Source organism: Gordonia amarae NBRC 15530, assembly GCF_000241345.1.
GTDB lineage: Bacteria > Actinomycetota > Actinomycetes > Mycobacteriales > Mycobacteriaceae > Gordonia > Gordonia amarae.
Window position 1 is genome coordinate 60,649 of sequence record NZ_BAED01000069.1, and the last position, 16,265, is coordinate 76,913.

General features: G+C 68.4%; 15 protein-coding genes. 8 read left to right on the forward strand and 7 right to left on the reverse strand.

What is annotated here, in order from left to right:
* The first annotated feature begins 105 nt into the window (after positions 1-105).
* Positions 106-1,335, forward strand: coding sequence for a glucose-1-phosphate adenylyltransferase (glgC, locus tag GOAMR_RS20400; protein WP_040515934.1), 1,230 nt, complete (start codon positions 106-108; stop codon positions 1,333-1,335).
* 42 nt (positions 1,336-1,377) lie between these two features.
* On the opposite strand, the gene GOAMR_RS20405 is transcribed toward glgC, so the two are convergent.
* Genes GOAMR_RS20405 through cofD form a run of 3 tightly spaced genes read right to left on the reverse strand, consistent with a single transcriptional unit; the run spans position 1,378 to position 4,372 of the window.
* Positions 1,378-1,980 carry an NUDIX hydrolase gene (locus GOAMR_RS20405; protein WP_005192444.1) on the reverse strand — a complete coding sequence of 201 codons (603 nt, stop codon included), beginning with the start codon at positions 1,978-1,980 and terminating at the stop codon, positions 1,378-1,380.
* Positions 1,977-3,335: a coenzyme F420-0:L-glutamate ligase gene (locus GOAMR_RS20410; RefSeq protein ID WP_005192446.1), complete on the reverse strand. Its 1,359-nt coding sequence runs from the start codon at positions 3,333-3,335 to the stop codon at positions 1,977-1,979. Before GOAMR_RS20410 ends, GOAMR_RS20405 begins: the two co-directional genes overlap by 4 nt.
* The gene (cofD, locus tag GOAMR_RS20415) at positions 3,332-4,372 is read right to left on the reverse strand and encodes a 2-phospho-L-lactate transferase (RefSeq protein WP_040515936.1); all 1,041 of its coding nucleotides are present in this window, start codon (positions 4,370-4,372) and stop codon (positions 3,332-3,334) included. The genes GOAMR_RS20410 and cofD overlap by 4 nt, the downstream gene beginning before the upstream one ends.
* A 790-nt stretch (positions 4,373-5,162) precedes the next feature.
* On the opposite strand from cofD, the gene GOAMR_RS20420 reads away from it, so the two are divergent.
* Positions 5,163-5,426 carry a WhiB family transcriptional regulator gene (locus tag GOAMR_RS20420; protein WP_040515937.1) on the forward strand — a complete coding sequence of 88 codons (264 nt, stop codon included), beginning with the start codon at positions 5,163-5,165 and terminating at the stop codon, positions 5,424-5,426.
* A gap of 114 nt (positions 5,427-5,540) precedes the next feature.
* Here GOAMR_RS20420 and GOAMR_RS20425 read toward each other — a convergent pair whose 3' ends face one another.
* Positions 5,541-6,050 carry a metallopeptidase family protein gene (locus tag GOAMR_RS20425; RefSeq protein ID WP_005192451.1) on the reverse strand — a complete coding sequence of 170 codons (510 nt, stop codon included), beginning with the start codon at positions 6,048-6,050 and terminating at the stop codon, positions 5,541-5,543.
* Positions 6,051-6,218: 168 nt separating this feature from the next.
* Here GOAMR_RS20425 and GOAMR_RS20430 point away from each other — a divergent pair, with 168 nt between their 5' ends.
* The 3 genes from GOAMR_RS20430 (at position 6,219) to manA (ending at position 9,220) form a co-directional block, all read left to right on the forward strand.
* Complete coding sequence (locus GOAMR_RS20430) at positions 6,219-6,692, forward strand: DUF3499 domain-containing protein (RefSeq protein ID WP_083837041.1); 474 nt, start codon at positions 6,219-6,221, stop codon at positions 6,690-6,692.
* 110 nt (positions 6,693-6,802) lie between these two features.
* Positions 6,803-7,915 carry a hypothetical protein gene (locus GOAMR_RS20435; RefSeq protein ID WP_005192455.1) on the forward strand — a complete coding sequence of 371 codons (1,113 nt, stop codon included), beginning with the start codon at positions 6,803-6,805 and terminating at the stop codon, positions 7,913-7,915.
* Positions 7,916-9,220, forward strand: coding sequence for a mannose-6-phosphate isomerase, class I (manA, locus tag GOAMR_RS20440; protein ID WP_005192457.1), 1,305 nt, complete (start codon positions 7,916-7,918; stop codon positions 9,218-9,220). It begins immediately after the preceding gene.
* Here the strand turns inward: manA and eccE are convergent.
* Positions 9,168-11,066, reverse strand: coding sequence for a type VII secretion protein EccE (gene eccE, locus GOAMR_RS24900; protein ID WP_170319197.1), 1,899 nt, complete (start codon positions 11,064-11,066; stop codon positions 9,168-9,170). The two genes, manA and eccE, sit on opposite strands and share 53 nt — an antisense overlap.
* A gap of 193 nt (positions 11,067-11,259) precedes the next feature.
* Between eccE and eccB the strand changes: the two genes are divergently transcribed.
* On the forward strand, positions 11,260-12,705 hold the full coding sequence (gene eccB, locus GOAMR_RS20450; RefSeq protein WP_040515940.1) for a type VII secretion protein EccB: 1,446 nt from the start codon (positions 11,260-11,262) through the stop codon (positions 12,703-12,705).
* A gap of 35 nt (positions 12,706-12,740) precedes the next feature.
* Here the strand turns inward: eccB and hpxO are convergent, their stop codons facing one another.
* Both hpxO and GOAMR_RS20460 read right to left on the reverse strand, forming a co-directional pair.
* Positions 12,741-13,898: an FAD-dependent urate hydroxylase HpxO gene (gene hpxO / locus GOAMR_RS20455; RefSeq protein ID WP_005192463.1), complete on the reverse strand. Its 1,158-nt coding sequence runs from the start codon at positions 13,896-13,898 to the stop codon at positions 12,741-12,743.
* Between the two features lie 142 nt (positions 13,899-14,040).
* On the reverse strand, positions 14,041-14,658 hold the full coding sequence (locus GOAMR_RS20460; protein WP_040515973.1) for a TetR/AcrR family transcriptional regulator: 618 nt from the start codon (positions 14,656-14,658) through the stop codon (positions 14,041-14,043).
* A gap of 203 nt (positions 14,659-14,861) precedes the next feature.
* Here GOAMR_RS20460 and GOAMR_RS20465 point away from each other — a divergent pair, with 203 nt between their 5' ends.
* On the forward strand, positions 14,862-15,458 hold the full coding sequence (locus GOAMR_RS20465; protein WP_005192467.1) for an NADPH-dependent FMN reductase: 597 nt from the start codon (positions 14,862-14,864) through the stop codon (positions 15,456-15,458).
* Between the two features lie 512 nt (positions 15,459-15,970).
* Positions 15,971-16,204 (forward strand): glutaredoxin-like protein NrdH, encoded by a 234-nt coding sequence (gene nrdH / locus GOAMR_RS20470; RefSeq protein ID WP_005192468.1) that lies wholly within the window; start codon positions 15,971-15,973, stop codon positions 16,202-16,204.
* The last annotated feature ends 61 nt before the right edge of the window (positions 16,205-16,265 follow it).

Sequence of the window (16,265 nt, forward strand, 5' to 3'; positions counted from 1 at the left end):
ACCGGGCGCCGGCCGTGGTGAAAGCGGCGGAACGTCGGAGAGTTTCAGGACTGTTACCCGCTCGTTCGTATGGCCCCGGCCACCGTTGGCGGTTAAGTTGAGAGGGTGAGATCACAGCCGCACGTGCTCGGTATCGTCCTCGCCGGCGGCGAGGGCAAGCGCCTGTACCCACTGACGATGGACCGTGCCAAACCGGCGGTGCCGTTCGGCGGTGCCTATCGCCTCATCGACTTTGTGCTGTCGAATCTGGTAAACGCCGGCTACGAACGGATTTGCGTACTGACGCAATACAAGTCGCACTCCCTCGACCGGCACATCTCGCAGACCTGGTGGAGTTCGGGCTTTCATGGCGAGTACATCACGCCGGTGCCGGCGCAGCAGCGGCTCGGGCCGCGCTGGTACACCGGCAGCGCCGACGCCATATTCCAGTCGATGAATCTGATCACCGACGAGAAGCCCGAGTACATCGTGGTTTTCGGTGCCGATCACGTGTACCGGATGGACCCCGCGCAGATGGTGCAGGCACATATCCGCAGCGGCGCCGACGTCACGGTCGCCGGGATCCGGGTGCCCCGTTCGGAGGCGTTCGCGTTCGGGTGTATCGACGCCGACGCGTCGGGGAAGATCACCAGGTTCCTGGAGAAGCCCAAGGACCCGCCCGGCACCCCCGACGACCCGGACGTCACGTTCGCCTCGATGGGCAACTACGTGTTCACCACCGAGGCGCTGGTGTCGGCGCTGCGGGCCGACGCCGCCGACTCCGACTCCGATCACGACATGGGCGGCGACATCATCCCGGCGTTCGTGGCCAAGGATGCCGCCTACGTCTACGACTTCAAGGACAACGAGGTCCCCGGCGCGACCGAACGGGACAAGGGCTACTGGCGTGACGTCGGTACACTCGACGCGTTCTACGACGCCCACATGGACCTGGTGTCGGTGCATCCGGTGTTCAACCTGTACAACCGGCGCTGGCCCATCCGCGGCGAGAGCCTGAACCTGCCGCCCGCCAAGTTCGTTCAGGGCGGCCACGCCGAGAACTCGGTGGTGGGTGCCGGCTGCATCATCTCCGGTGCCACCGTCACCCGCTCGGTGCTCTCCTCGGATGTGGTGGTCGAGGCCGGAGCGGTGGTCGAGGACAGTGTGCTGATGCCCGGCGTGCGTGTCGGTAAGGGCGCTGTGGTGCGCCGGGCCATCCTCGACAAGAACGTGGTGATCGCCGACGGTCAGGAGATCGGTGTCGACCTCGACGCCGACCGCGCGCAGTATTCGGTGAGCTCCGGCGGCGTCGTGGCCGTCGGCAAGGGCATCACGGTCGGCGGAACAGACGGCTGACTGTGCGGTCAGCCTGACGGACCGACCAGCCTGACGGTCCGATCAGCCGAGGCAACCCGCGCGCCGCAGTGCGAGACGCGCCTGGGCGATCAGGTCGGGCAGATCCACGCCGTGCTCGTCGGGGAGCGCGTCGACCGGCCACCACGCCAGGTCGACGGACTCGTCGCTGCGGACGATCTCCGGAAGCGCATCGTCGGGTTGGCGGGGGGTGACCGCGACGAACCGGACGTCCAGGTGCCGGGTGGGCACGCCCAGCGAGCAGGTGATGGGGTGGGTGTGCAGCCCCGCGATACCGGCGCTCAGGTCGAGTTCGGCGATCCCGGATTCCTCACGGCCCTCGCGCAGGGCGGCGTCGGCGATGCTCGCGTCGCCGGGTTCGCAGTGCCCGCCGAGCTGAATCCATTTACCCACCCGCGGATGCAGGGTCAGCAGCACCTGGCTGTAGGTGGCGTCGAGCAGGATGACCGAAGCGGTGAGGTGACCCGGCGCGGATCGGCGCAGGCAGGCGTCCGGGGTGGCGTCGAGGAACGCGAGATAGGTGTGACGCAATGCGTTCTGCGCCTCGTCCGGTGCCTGCCAGAAGCGCAGCGCGGCGACGGCCGAGCGGTGCAGCGGAGTGCTTTCGTGGCCTTCGGCGGTGCTCATAGTTCCAGAACCAGTCCGTCCGTGTCGGCGGGCGGGCGCAGGCCCGCGCCCGCGGTGGGGTAGCCGATCGCCACCGCACCCAACGGTTCCCACCGGCCGTCGAGGTCGAGCACCTCCCGCACCGTGTCGGCGGCGAAGATGGTCGAACCGATCCAGCAACTGCCGACTCCACGTGCCGACAGCGCGACGAGCAGAGCGTTCACCGCCCCACCCGCGGCGACGGTGAACATGGTGTGCTCACACGCGTTCCGGCGGGCATCCGGGTAGGTGTGCGCACCCTCGGCGACGAGGAAGGGGATCACCACTTGCGGTGCGTCGTAGAGGATCTGACCCCTGCCCAGCCGCTTGTCGATGGATTCGGTTGTCTTGGAATCAGACTGGAGGTCGGCCCGCCAGCGTTCGGTCATGGTCGTGAGCAGCCGCGTTCGGCGCGCCGGATCACGCAGCCACACGAACCGCACCGGGTGGGTGTGATGCGGGGCGGGCGCGGTCAGGGCATCGGCGAAGGCCTCGTGCAGCAGCTCCGGCTCCACCTCGCGGGAGTCGAAGGTGCGGACGGACCGGCGGGTGCGCAGCGCCTCGATGTGGCCCTGCCGGATCGATTCCTCGGTGCCGAGGCGGAACAGATCCTCCTCGACCGGCCGGACCAGATCGCGGGCGGTGGTGCCGTCGTCGACGACGCGCAGGCCGCGGACGATCGCCGCGGGCACACCGCCGAGTTTGCCCTTGGCCAGGTCCGCCGCGGCGGCGATCTCGTCGGCGACCGCGATGTCGGTGACGATCAACGGATTCCCGTACCCGTCGACCGAGCCGTCGTAGCCGTGTGAGACCGCGATACCGGCCGCGCCGATGGCCACGTCGGTCTGTCCGGTCCGCCAGGCCCGGCCCATGGTGTCGGTGACGATGACCGCGACTGTGCGGCCGTACAATTCGGTGATGCGCCGGCGCAATCCGGCGGCGCTGGCATCGGGATCCAGTGGTAGCAGGGCGATCTGATCTCGGGCCACATTGGATCCGTCGACACCAGCCGCCGCCTGCACCAGGCCGTTGCGGTTCTCGGTGATCCAGGTGGCGTTCTTACGCGCCAGGATGCGGACGGTTTCGTCGCTGATCAGCTTGCGGCGCAGCTGGTCTCGCTCCTCGGCTCCCGTCGGCGCCGGTACCATCCGGCCCTCTGTCTTGGAGAAGATCTTGCTGGTCACCACCAGCACGTCGCCGTCGCGCAGCCCCGGTCCGCCGGATCGTTCTGCCGCGCCGATGATCTCGCCGGCGATGTCGGAACCGGGACCGAACTCACCGAGACCGGTGACCGGATAGATCTCGATCGGTGCACCCGAGGCGTGGTCGCTGATCATCGGGCCTGTCCCACAGGCGGTGTGTCCACACCGACGAGGGCGCAGGCGTCGGCGACCATCTGTGCGGTGGTGGCCGGATCGGTCATCAGCAGCGGTGCGGTGCCGACGGCGATGCCCTCGACCGGGGCCCGGTCTCCCTCGGCGATCAGCCAGCCGTCGAGGATACCGTTGCCGCTACGCGGACCGTAGTGTGCCGCAATGGCTTCCGCTGATGTCTCCACGCCGATCGCGGTCAGGCATTCGTCGGCCATGCCGCGCAGTGGTTTGTTGTCGATGACCGGGGACACCCCGACGACCGGTGCCTCGGTGGTCCGCAGCGCGCCGCGGATCCCCGGCACGGCCAGGATCGATCCGATGCTCACCACCGGATTGCTCGGTGCCAGCAGGACGACGTCGGCGTCCGCTATCGCCTCGAGGACGCCGGGAGCGGCGGTGGCCCGGTCGGCACCGATCTGTACGAAACCGTGCGCCGGCAGCTGCGCCCGGTGCCGCACCCACCATTCCTCGAAATGAATGGCGACGAATTCGTCTTCCGCCCCACCGGGTTTGGTGATCTTGACGTGGGTTTCGCAGCGGTTGTCGGTAGCCGGCAGCAACCGGACGCCGGGCTGCCAGCGCCTGCACAGCGCGGCCGTGACATCGGAGAGGCGGTAGCCCGCGTCGAGCATCTGGGTGCGGATCAGGTGCGTGGCCAGATCGCGGTCGCCGAGGCCGAACCAGTCGGGATCGGCGCCGTAGGCGGCCAATTCCTCTTTGGCATGCCAGGTTTCGTCCGAACGGCCCCAGCCGCGGTCGGTGTCGATACCGCCGCCGAGGGTGTACATGCAGGTGTCGAGGTCGGGGCAGATCCGCACGCCGTGCATCCGGACGTCGTCGCCCACATTGACGACGGCGGTGATCTCATGGTCACCCCGTCCGTCCACGCGATCGCCCGATTCATTCAGCGGCGGAGGGAACGGGGTCGGGCCGAGGAGCTCGCGGACACCGAGGAGGAATCTGGCGCCGCCGACACCACCGGCGAGCACGGTCACTTTCACCGCAACGAGTCTAGGGCATGTCTCCCATATCCCTTTGCGCGGTCTCGACGGCCGACACCGCACAGTGGATATGGGAGACACGCCCTGGCCGCCGTCGGTCGTCCGCCCGGTGCCGCCCCATGCGTACCGTGCCGGCCCGTGTGCGGGCGATCTCGTCGTTCGGGTGGTCCCATCGGATGACAAGCGCGGGCAGTATTTCCGTACACCCGACGGAAGAGGTCACGCGTGTGTAGTGTCGAAGTCCTTGGTGAGTCGGCATCTTTGCACGATGCGGTCGCTGTTGCGCCACGCGCGGGCGGTGATCGCGGAACCGCGGGGATGGGGAACGGATCGATATCGATGGATCTTCGATTCTGACTTGACCGGACCGCTGAGGGCCGTGTGTAATCACAACAGTGTCATTTGTGATTTGAGATCGAGAATCTTGGTCGAGAGTCCTTGGATGCCACAAGGTTCGATCGGATGTTCGATTTCTGCCGACGTGAAGTACTTATTCGGGGTGAGTGATGACACGAAGGATAGTTCAGATGAGCCCGGCTGGTGGCCGGGCGTGGTCGCCGACGGTGTCGGGTGACCGGTTCGGCGATGGTTGTCGCCGTTCTGAGGGTTTGAGTATTGACAGTAATCGGCGAGTCGCCGGCAACAACTTTCACGAGGGAGGAGCTCCGAGATGACTTCTGACCACTCGATCGAGAATCCGCGTGAAGACCTTGAAGCCCGGGAGCTGGGTAGCACGCAGGCTAACGGTAATGAAACGGATGGTGGACGCGGCGAGGCAGGTGTGCGTCATTTGTCGTTGGTGGCCAACGACTTTGACAGCCTGTTCGATGAGGTCGAACACCAGTGGCAGGACCGCGCACTGTGTGCGCAGACCGACCCCGAGGCGTTCTTTCCCGAAAAGGGAGGATCGACTCGTGAGGCCAAGCGGATCTGCCACGGGTGCGAAGTGCAGGCAGAGTGCCTTGAGTACGCATTGGGCAACGACGAACGGTTCGGTATTTGGGGTGGTTTGTCCGAAAGGGAGCGCCGCCGCATCAAACGCGGTATCGTCTGATCGTTTCCCAACACGCTGCCGCCGGAGCGACCACATCGCTCCGGCGGCAGTCTGTTTTGTGCCCAGGCTGTCTGTTTATACCGAGGCTGTTGGTCGGGACGACCGAGCCGGTGACTATCCGGGTCCGTTGTCGATGGTGTCCTCGTCTACGCCGAGGTGCGTGGCCACCTGTTGGACGAGGACCTCGTGGATGAGTTCGAGCAGGTCGGCGCCGCGTTTGGCGCGCATCTCCAGCGGTCGCCGGAAGAGGATGATCTGGGCGCGCGTGGGCCGGCCGTGGACGTCGATCCCCGCCGGGATGAGCCTGGCCAGCGGCACGGCGCCGTCGGCGGTGACCTCCTCGGGCCACTGCACCGAGTCCGGGTCCGTCGGTAGCATCCGGGGGATCTCGTCGACCGCGATGTCGAGGTCGGCGATGCGGTCGTGCCAGCGCTGATCGATGTCGGCGAAGGCCTCCAGCGCGTTGCGGTCGAAGTCGTCGGACCGGCTGGTGTGTGCGGGGACGGACTGCGGGAGCAGGGGTGCGCGGAGGCCGCGGCCGCGCCTGTCCCGCGCCGCGCGGGAGATTCCCCGCCGGGTGAGGTCGCCGGCCGGCTGGTTCCGGCGCCGCGGATCGGTGCGCATGGCGTGAGTGTAGTGCCGACCGGCCGCCGGGTTGGGATCGGTGCGTCGGGAGAGGCCGATGCCGCCGCCTTGGGCGACATCGGATCGTGATCAACCGATCGGTTCAACGGTTCGCGTTGGCGCGTGTCAGAGGTATCGGTAAGCGCCCCGGCACGATAATCTCGTGGGGTGAAACTTCCCCGACAGTGCTGCAGGCCCGGTTGCTCGCGGCCTGCCGTGGCGACATTGACGTTCGTGTACGCCGAGTCGACCGCGGTGGTGGGGCCGTTGGCGACCACGGACGAACCACACTCTTGGGACCTGTGCGAAGACCACGCACTGCGGATCACCGTGCCCCGTGGGTGGGAGATGCTGCGCAGTGAGCGGGGCTTTTCGGCGCCCGTCGCCGAGGATTACGAGCTGACGGCGCTGGCCGAGGCGGTACGGGAAGTGGGCGGCAGGTCGGGTCTCGCCGGGTTCGACGGCCTCGACGAGGCCCGGCTGGGCAGGCATCGGCGGGCCGGATTCTCGCCGCGGCTGCCGGGAGAGAGTGCCTATGAGCGCCCGGCACGAGGTGACGCCGTCGCCCAGCCCATGCCGCCGGTCAAGCCGCGGCCAGGCCGTCGCGGGCATCTTCGCGTGTTGCCCGATCCTGTCGACTGAACCGCCGTCGCGCCCATGCTGCCGCCGGATTCCCGAGGCCGCCGCGAAGGGGGCAGGGATCACCGGATCGGGTACGGGATTTTTCGCCGCGGGCCACTAGGGTGTTAGTCATGCGCACCGGTATGCCGGATCTGGATGATGTCGAGGAGCTGGTGGCTCGTGACGTCGATGGACTATTGCAGTCGGTGGCGAGGGCGGGTGCGCAGGTGCGCGCGGTGGCCGAGGCGGTTCGCGAGGGCGTCCTGAGCCCACTGTCCGAACTCCGACCGCGCAGCGTCGTGATCGTGTCGGGTTCCCACCGCGCCGCGGCGGCCGCCGCGGATCTCGCGGTGGCGGTACTCGCCGCATATACCGATGTTCCGCTCGTATGCGTGCCCGCTCTGCCCGGATGGGTCGGGCCACTGGATGTGGTGGTGATCCTCGGCGACGACGCGGGTGACATGATGCTCGCCGATGCGGCGGCCCGTGCGGCGCGGCGCCGCGCGGAGGTCGTGGTCGGGGCACCGCTGGAGGGACCGCTGCGTGATGCGCTGGGCGGAACGGGCATCGACCTGTCGCCCCGGATTCAGGTCGACCGGCGCTTCGGGTTCGGCGGGTTCGTCGCCGTCGTCGTGGCGGTGGTCACCGGGTTGTCCTCGGTTCGTTTCACCGGGGTCGCACCCGGTCTCGACGGTATCGCCGACGCGCTCGATGCCGAGGCGGCCGCCAATCACGTATCTCGGGAGTCGTTTCACAACCAGGCCAAACTGCTGGCCTCGCGGATGGTGGACGCCTCGGTCGTGGTGTGTGGCGACACCCCGGCAGCTGTCGTGACCGCAGGGCAGGCTGCCGCAGCGGTGCTGGCGGTCGCCGGCGTCGTGTGCGCCGCCACCGATGTCGCCGGCGCCGCGACCCTGGTGCGCGATCGCGCCGGCTCTGATGCGGGCGCACCCGCGGACTCACTGTTTCACGACCCGTTCATCGACGGGCCGGCTCCGGCGGCCGTGACCGTCCTCGTGCTGGGCGTGCCGCGTCGCGAATGGCAGGTGCGGCGCTGGGCGGGGGCATTGGGCGAGGCGATGATAGTGATCGGATCCGTTGGCGGAGAAGCGGATCAGCCCATCATGCCGGGTTCGGCGACGGACTCCGGCGGCGACCGGCCCGCCGATCTGGAGGCGCTGCTGCTGACGTTGCTGCGCGTAGATATGGCCGCGGTGTATCTGCGGTTGATCAGGGGAAGCTGAATGGAACGACTCGAAGGGGTGGTCCGTCCCTACGCGTGGGGGTCGCGGACTGCCATCGCATCGCTGCGCGGGCAGCAGGTCCCGTCGGCACATCCGGAGGCCGAGCTGTGGTTCGGTGCCCACCCGGCGGCTCCGGCGCGATGCGTGCGATCGGTGGAGGGCGCCGGCGACCCGGACTCCGCCGATACCGACCTGCTGACGGTGATCCAGGCCGACCCGGCTCATGAGCTCGGTGCCGCGTCGGTCGGCGTGTTCGGCGAGCGGTTGCCGTTCCTGCTGAAGGTCCTCGCCGCCGAAGAACCGCTGTCGCTGCAGGCGCACCCGAGCCTTGCCCAGGCGAGTGAGGGTTTCGCCCGCGAGAACGCCCTTGGACTCGCGCTCGACGCGCCTGAGCGCAACTACCGCGATCCGTGGCACAAGCCCGAACTCGTGGTGGCGCTGACCGAGTTCGACGCGCTCGCCGGTTTCCGGATGCCTGACCGGACCCTCGAACTGCTCCGCGAGTTGCAGGTACCTGCGCTCGATCCCTATCTGGGACTGCTCGCCGGTCAGGCCGACTGCGACGGGCTGCGGGCGGTGTTCACCACCTGGCTGACCCTGCCCGAGAAGGCGATCATGGCGCTGGTGCCGGCTGTCCTCGAGGGTGCCGTCGCGGTACTCGGGTCGGGTGCAACGGAATTCGGTGACGAACTGCGGACCCTTCTCGAGCTCGGCGAGATGTATCCGGGGGACCCGGGAGTGCTGGCGTCGTTGTTGCTGAATCGTGTGCGGCTGAGCCCCGGTGAGGGCATGTACCTGCCCGCGGGCAACCTGCACGCCTATCTGCACGGCACGGCCATCGAGATCATGGCCAACTCCGACAATGTGCTGCGGGGCGGCCTGACCCCCAAACACATCGACGTGCCCGAGCTGCTGCGCGTGCTCGACTTCACCCCGATACCGGTGGCCGACCTGCATCCGACGGTGCGCACCCTGGGTGCCGAACGCATCTACCTCACCCCGGCGGCGGAGTTCCGGCTCTCTCAGGTGGAGCTCGACGGCACGGGACTACATCTGTCGCAATCGATTTCGTTCGATATGCCCGGACCGCAGATGCTCGCCGTGCTCGGCGGGGCCATCGAGGTACGCACGGCCACGGGGGAGTCGGTGACTGTTCGGTCGGGGACGGCGCTGTGGTTCGCCGACGGTGACCCGGACGTCGTCGTGCGTGCCGCGTCGTCGCGGGCGACGTTCTGCCGGGTGCTGGTGCCGGTCAGCGCGCAGGCGGGGACGGTACCGGAACGCGCGGAGGCGGCGACGGGGTAGGGCTCCCGGCCGCAGGCGGTACCGGGGGAGCGGGCGGGGCCGGTGGCACGGGTGGCCGGTGCGGCCCAGGGGCCGGCGCTGCCGGCCGTCCGTTGATGATCACCCACTCATCATCAACGGCCACAACGGAAATCCTTGTGGTCCCGGTGTGGGTGTCGACGCTGAAGGTGCGCTGGTCGTGACGGTCCTGCCTGATGAACACCGTGGATGCGGGCGCGTCTGCGGGTCTGGTGGCGGCCTCGCCGCCCGCCGCGAGGTGAAAGATCGTGACACCGGCTGAATCCGCTGGTGGGGTGAGGCCGTCGTAGACCTCCACTCGCGGGCGCTCGGCGGAGTGCTCGACCGGTGCGAGACCGAGCCGGTCCGGGTCATCGACGGCGGTCAGCATGGGGTCCCAGCGGCGGGGATCGGCGCTGTGCACCACCACCTGGGCGCCGGTGGCGATGGCCCGCAGCACGATCTGCGCGGCCAGTGGCCATAGGGCGTCGATGACGACCCGGGACACCCCGGGCCCGGCGAGGGTGAGCGCCACCGGCCTGTTCTGCGCATCGGCACCGAGCAACTGGCCTGAGCCACTGCACGGCAAGGATATTCGCTGTACCAGCTGCCGGGCGGCCGAACCCCGGACCGGGGTGATGTGGCGCCAGGCGGAGTGCGACCGGGGGTGTGGCAGGCCGGTCAGCAACGCGTCGGCCTGGTGTCCGCACAACGCATGAGTGTCCGTCGGGCCGTCGCCGCGCCCGGTGGCCGGCTCGGTGCCGATCACCCGGGTCACCGCCCGCACGCAGGGCGCGTCGGCGGTTCCGGTGAGACCGACGACGGTCGTCGTCGAGACGGTGCCCGGTGAGTCACCGTCCCGGGATTCCGTGGGTCGGTCGCCCGCGGGGTGCGCGGCGGGGTGGGTGGCGGTATCGATGGCGGCGTACCGTTCGGCCGCACCTCCGCGGTGAAGTGGAAACGTCCGGTACCGCAGCGGACCCGAACGCACGTGATCCCAGGATTCGCGTAGCGTTGCCGGATCCTGTGCCGCGGCCAATTCCCGCAGCACCGCCGACGCGTCGTCGGCGGCGAGGATATCGGCGGCCAGGCCCTGTTCGGTGATCCTGGCGGCGACCCGCCGGGTGGCCACCGCCAGGGCCCGTGCGGTGCCCTCGGCGCCGCCGCCGCGGCGCGTGATCGCCTCCGGGCAGTCGCGCGGGTCGAGCCGGATGAGCACATAGGTACTGGTCCGTGGACTCGACCTGATGGGTCCCAAAGTATTTGCGTACGAACGTGATACCGGACCGGTCACGTCCTCGGTCCGGGTATGGACCACGATGTCGATCGAGTGCAGGGCGATATCGAACTGGGCCAGGCATGCGGCCAGCGGCTCCGGGGCCAGCGACAGTTCGGCTCCGGGCCCGCTGTCGCGTCCCGTCCGGTCCAGGTAGCGCACGGCCGGGGACGGTGGCCGGACCCGGATCGTGGTCACCAGCACCCCCGATGGCATCGGTACACCGATGCCCGGTGCCTCGTGGGGCTGTGCACCGCTGACCACGAGCGTGTCGGTCAACGGACCGCCCGCGGCGGGGATATCGGTGAAGCCGACCGGCTCCCGAAGGTGTGAGCCGCGGGACCCGTTGATGCCGAACATGATCCGGGTCCAGGACGACCGGATCGCCCGGATGTGGGTGCCGCACCACCAGCCCGCGATCAACGTCGCCGCGAGTACGCCGGCCACCGCCGCCGGTGCGCCGGAGGTGACCGTCCACACGGCCAGCACGATCCCCGCGGCCACCTGGACGGCGATCACATATCCGATCCCGGAACGGGAATCCGATGGCGGCACTGTTCGGTTCTTGGTCACGCAACCCCCTTTGGTGCGGAAGCGGCCGGGGGTGAGGTCATCAGCTGTGCATGACGGTCTCGCCCGGCCGTCGTCGCTCCGATACGCTACTACGGCGCCCACCGGCGGCAAAGGGGTCCGTGCCGGCGGCTGTGGATACCCCACCGGTATCCGGACGGGCGCGGGGGAGTTCCGACTGTGGGGGGAGGACGCGGTGGCGAGGCAGCTGACCACGCGAGCGCAGGTCAACGGGTATCGGTTCATGATCCGCAGGCTCGAGCACGCACTGGTGCGCCGGGACGTCCGGATGATCGACGATCCGATGCGTTCGCAGACCAACGCGCTCGCGGTCGGCGCGGTGCTTGCGGTGGTGATCCTCGCCGGTTGCGCCATCTGGGGGATGATCCGACCCCAGGGGGCCATCGGCGATTCGGTGATCGTCGTCGGAAAGAACAGTGGCGCACTGTATGTGGTGGTCTCGGAGCGACTGCACCCGGTGCTGAACCTGGCGTCGGCGCGCCTGATCACCGGAAGATCCGATTCGCCGCGGTCGGTCGCCGACAAGAAACTCACGTCCTACCCGCGCGGACCGTTGCTGGGCATTCCGGGCGCACCGTCGGCACTGCCCGGTCCGGCGGCGGGTGCCCGCGTGTGGACGGTGTGTGACCAGGTCGAATCGTCGTCGGGCGGCGGGACGGTGCGGCTCAGTGTGATCGCGGCACCGCCGCCGGATCCCGGGACGGCCGCACCAGCGTCGCCGCAGACGGCTCTGTTGATCTCGCACACGGACAAGACCTTTCTCGTCTACCGGCCAAACGGAGACGGGACGGCGGTGCGCGCCGAGGTCGACCTGAACTCCGTCGAGGTCCGGTCGGTGCTGCGGCTCGACGGGATCGAGCCGAGGCCGGTCAGCTCCGGCCTGCTGGCGCTGCTGCCGGAGGCGCCGCCGATCGCCGTGCCCCCGATTCCCGGCAGGGGACGTAAGGGGGTGCTCAGCGAACCGGGTGTCACGGTCGGGTCGGTGGTGCGGACCGTCGCCGTCGACGACACCGTGAGCTACTACGTCGTGCTTCCCCGCGCGGTGCAGAAGGTGGGGCGGGTGGCCGCAGAGATCCTGCGGACCGCGGACGCGCGAGGATCGGGAGCGGTCACCACGGTGACTCCCGCCCGGATCGCCGCGCTGCCCACCACGTCTGAACTGGCCGTCGGCGACTTCCCGGCAACGGTGCCGACCGTGGCTTCGGTGGAGAACCGGCCCGTCGCCTGCCAGTCATGGTCGCCGGCGAGCGGGGCGACACCGGGTGCGATGAGCCTGCTGCTCTCCTCGGCCCTGCCCGTCCCCGACGGTGCGGCACCGGTGTCGGTCGCGGGCGCCGACGGCGGCGGACCCGCCGTCGACAGCGTCTACCTGCGGCCAGGCAGCGGTGAGCCGGTGATCGTCACCGGTGCCGAAACACGCAGTCCGCGAGCGGAGTCGCGCTACTACATCGGTGATTCGGGGGTGCGGTACGGCGTCGCCGATCAGCAGACGGCGAATGTGCTGGGGCTGACCCAGGACCCCGTGCCGGTGCCGTGGCCGATCGTTTCCCTGCTGCCGGCCGGCCCCACCCTCACCAGATCCGCGGCCCTGGTGGCGCACGACGGCGTGGGTCAGGGCTGAACGGGATCTGGACTGAACCAGATCGGGGCGGGGACTCAGGTGAGGGGACCGCCGGCGATATTGCCGACGATGCCGCGCAGGATGTTGCTGCCGTCCTCCTCGCGGAGTTCGGCGTACCAGGCGGCGGTCTTCTCCGGATCCTTGCCGTGGGTCACCTCACAGCGTTTACGCGCCCGCAGCACCAGATCGCCGGCGCGTTCGGTGCGGGCCGACTCGTACGCGGCCAGGGCCGCACCTATGTCACCGGGATGTTCGATGAACGCGGCCTGCAGGCTGATCGCGTCCTCCATCGCCGAACAGCCGCCCTGCCCGATATCGGGGGTGGTGTTGTGGGCGGCGTCGCCGAGAACCGCGATACGGCCCTTGACCCAGGTGTGGAACGGGTCGAGGTCGAGGATCTCGACGCGATTGGTGGTGGCGGGATCGAGGGTGGCGATGAGTTTGCGCACGCCGGGCGCCCAGTCCGCGAACTCCTTGGTGAGAACCTCACGCGCGGTGCCCTTGTCGTACGGAACGTCTTGCGGCATCGGCACGTCGCAGAAGAAGTAGAAGCGATCGCCGGCCACCGGCATCACCGACACCCGGCGGTTGTCACCCACGTAAGTGGTCCATTCGGTGGCGGGGCCGATCTCCTCGTCGACGGCGACCAGGCCGTTGAAGTTCACGTACCCGGCATAGCGCCGGGAGACCGGACCGCCCAGAACATATTCGCGGGTAAGGGAATTGGCGCCGTCGGCGCCGATCATGAAATCGCCTGTGGTGGTGGATCCGTCGGCGAAGGCCACGGTGACACCCTGATCGTCCTGGTCCATCGACACCATCTTCTTGCCGAAGGCGATGCCGTCGAAGCCGTAGGCGTTCATCAGCATCAGTTGCAGTTCGGCACGCGCCATCGGGTAGGGCCGCTGGCCCACCTCGTCGATCAGCGGCTGCATGCTGAACCGGCACATAGTCTCGCCGGAATACGCGTCGACATAGCTCATCGTGTCGACGATGCCGCCCAGCGCCGCCGCCTCCGCCTCCAGTCCGAGGTGATTGAGGCACTTGACTCCGTTGGACCACAACGAGATCGCCGCACCCACCGGCTTGTTCTCGGTGACCCGTTCGTAGACCTCGACCTCGATCCCTATCTGTTTGAGGGCGATTGCCGCTGTGAGGCCACCCATTCCGGCGCCGACGACGATAGCTTTCACCGTGTGCCCGTCTCCTTTTCGATGCTCCGCTGTTCTGTACTGTTCTGTGGATCAGCGTAAGGCGGGGGAGTCGGACTCGCATCGCGAGCGAGGGCCGGAGGCGACCTGGGGGACCAAGGGCCCGGCTCAAGTCGTGTTCGCCTCAGTTCGGGTTGTGTGCGCCGGCCACGAGCGTCCGGACCATGGTCTCCCACTGCTCGGCGATCGTCCCGGTGTCGAGGCCGACGACGTTGCGCAGGTGGGCTACGGATGCGGCGTTGAGCGGGGTCTGGATGGCGACCGAGAGCACGTCGACCCGTGGCCCGAGGTCGAGCATGCGGAGCAGATATCCCACATGCGTCGTCGACGTGGCCCATGCGGGGTGGCTCAGGAAGCGGCCACCCGCGTTGTCGGCCTCCAGCAGGATGTCGAGGTGGGTGACCGTCATGTCGAGCCGGGTGCGGCCGTAGGCGATCAGCCGGTCCAGCGCAGGTGCGCCCGGACCCAGCGGCGGCGGACCGGTGAGGAATCCCTGCTGCAACTCGGTCTCCGAGTGGTCGAGGAGGGCGATCATCAGACCGGTGCGGCTGCCGAAGCGCCGGAACACGGTGCCCTTGCCCACGCCGGCCTCGTGCGCGACCGCCTCCATCGTGAGCGATGACACGGGTTGGGTCTTGATCAGGCGCTGTGCAGCGGCCAGCAGCAGTTTCCTGTTGCGGGCGGCGTCGGCGCGTTCGGGCTCGCCTCCGGCCAGGTTGGCCGGGTGCCGAGAAATCGGCAGGAATGGCGTGTGAACTGGGAAGATGCGACCGGCCGTGATGTGGTCGGCGTTGTCCGGCCCGGTGCCGTCCGGCCCCGGGTTCTCCGCCTCCACGTCATTTGTCACGCCTCTGAGCCTATCTGTTGCATTTGCCGGGAATATAACGGACCCTGGTCCGGTTGAGATTCTTCAAGTGGCGAAGTACTTCAGGAAGGGACACCATCATGTCGCAGGAAACGAACGGAACCGGTTCGGCACGGCCCGCCAAGGTAGTCGCACTCGTCGGCAGCCTGCGCGAGGCGTCGGTCAACCGGCAACTCGCCCATGTGGCCGCCGACAACGCGCCCGAGGGTGTCGAGGTGAGCGTGATCGCCGATCTCGGCGCGCTGCCGTTCTACAACGAGGACACCGACCCGTCGGTGAACCCGGCCGCCGGTGAGGTCCACGCCAAGGTCGCCGGGCTGCGGACCGCTGTGGCCGACGCCGACGCGGTGCTCATCGTGACCCCCGAGCACAACGGCAGCATCCCGGCCGCGCTGAAGAACGCGATCGACTGGCTCTCACGCCCGTACGGGACCGGTGCCATCAAGGGCAAGCCGGTCGGCGTGATCGGCGCCGCCCTCGGTCAGTACGCGGGCACCTGGTCGCGCACCGAGACCCGCAAGTCCGTCGGCATCGCCGGTGGCCAGGTCGTCGAAGAGGTCGAGGTCGGCATCAACTCGTCCAAGCTCGGTGAGCAGGGCGTGTCGGCCCCCGAGGTCGTCGAGCAGGTCGTGGGTGCGGTGAGCCGCCTCGCCGACGAGGTGGTCGCCGCCGTCTAGGCGCCCGCCCTCGCATTCGGACGAGTCGCCCGATGACCGTCTGGTGGCATGGCCGCGTTCCGTCGTCGTGATCGACGATCGAACGCGGCCCTTGTCGTCTGTGTGCGCTGTTGTCTGTGTGCGCTGTCGTCTGTAGGGGTGTTTCGGGGCCGCGAGTCCGGCGCGGGCGGCCGGGCGTCCGCCGCGACACTCCGGATGACCTGGGAATTTAGGATCGCGTACCGCTTCTACCTGCGACTTTCACCAATGTGATTCCCAAGGTCTAGTGGTGTGGGCAAACCCCACCCACTAGGTGTAGTGTTTGTGGAACCGGCGGGGCGGAATGGCAAGCGTTCGGAAGATCGCTGATCACACGCATGAGGTTTGACGTCGCGTATGGGGCTTCACGGCCTCGTAGGCCGCGGACTTCACGCTGGGGAGGGGCTCCGTGTGGGCAGCCTCGAAGCACCGTCCGAGACGTATGCAGAGCACCGTCAGAGACAGCAGAGCAGTCAGATCATGAGGGAGATTCGATGGCTATCACCGTCTACACCAAGCCGGCATGTGTGCAGTGCAACGCAACCTACAAGGCCCTCGACAAGGCCGGTCTGTCGTACGAGATCGTCGACATCAGCAAGGACGACGCCGCCCGTGACTACGTCATGGCGCTCGGTTACCTCCAGGCACCCGTCGTCGTGTCCGGTGACGAGCACTGGTCGGGATTCCGTCCCGATCGCATCAAGGCACTCGCCACCAACGCCGCCTGATCTCCGCCACCGGAAAAGGTTGGTGGTCCAGGGCTCAGCAGGGTAGGCCGGGGGATGCGCC

Bases quoted from the DNA above. Each gene is read 5' to 3' on its own strand.
- GOAMR_RS20405 (WP_005192444.1), bottom strand. From the start codon at position 1,980: ATGAGCACCGCCGAAGGCCACGAAAGCACTCCGCTGCACCGCTCGGCC.
- GOAMR_RS20410 (WP_005192446.1), bottom strand. From the start codon at position 3,335: ATGATCAGCGACCACGCCTCGGGTGCACCGATCGAGATCTATCCGGTC.
- GOAMR_RS20425 (WP_005192451.1), bottom strand. From the start codon at position 6,050: ATGCGCACCGATCCGCGGCGCCGGAACCAGCCGGCCGGCGACCTCACC.
- GOAMR_RS20435 (WP_005192455.1), top strand. From the start codon at position 6,803: ATGCGCACCGGTATGCCGGATCTGGATGATGTCGAGGAGCTGGTGGCT.
- manA (WP_005192457.1), top strand. From the start codon at position 7,916: ATGGAACGACTCGAAGGGGTGGTCCGTCCCTACGCGTGGGGGTCGCGG.
- GOAMR_RS20465 (WP_005192467.1), top strand. From the start codon at position 14,862: ATGTCGCAGGAAACGAACGGAACCGGTTCGGCACGGCCCGCCAAGGTA.
- nrdH (WP_005192468.1), top strand. From the start codon at position 15,971: ATGGCTATCACCGTCTACACCAAGCCGGCATGTGTGCAGTGCAACGCA.